Genomic DNA, 238 nt, shown 5'->3' with positions numbered 1-238 from the left:
CTGCGGCTGTCCCAAGGTGTGTTGCAGCGGGCGTTCAAGACAGCAGCTAACGGCGAGGAGCAGTGGCAGGTTGTGGTCCCGAGCGGCCTGCAGGAGACGGTGCTGAGGGCTATGCATGGAGCGGGCGGCTCTGGGCACTTCGGCGTCAACAAGACACTTCGCCGTCTTCGACAGAGCTTCTACTGGGGGCGGCAGAAGAGGGACGTTGTTGACTTCTGCCGTCGCTGTGACCTCTGTG

At 63.0% G+C, this 238-nt stretch carries 1 protein-coding gene; it reads left to right on the top strand.

Features of this window, described 5'->3' with window-relative positions:
- Positions 1–21 precede the first annotated feature (21 nt).
- Positions 22–238 (top strand): integrase zinc binding domain-containing protein (locus IEQ44_RS16470; protein WP_193639484.1); only part of this gene is annotated, 217 nt, incomplete at its 3' end.

Origin of the sequence: Nocardioides malaquae, assembly GCF_015070385.1 — a bacterium.
GTDB classification, from domain to species: domain Bacteria; phylum Actinomycetota; class Actinomycetes; order Propionibacteriales; family Nocardioidaceae; genus Nocardioides; species Nocardioides malaquae.
The sequence above is the reverse complement of the archived record's forward strand: the minus strand, read 5'-3'. Positions and strand labels throughout refer to the sequence as shown.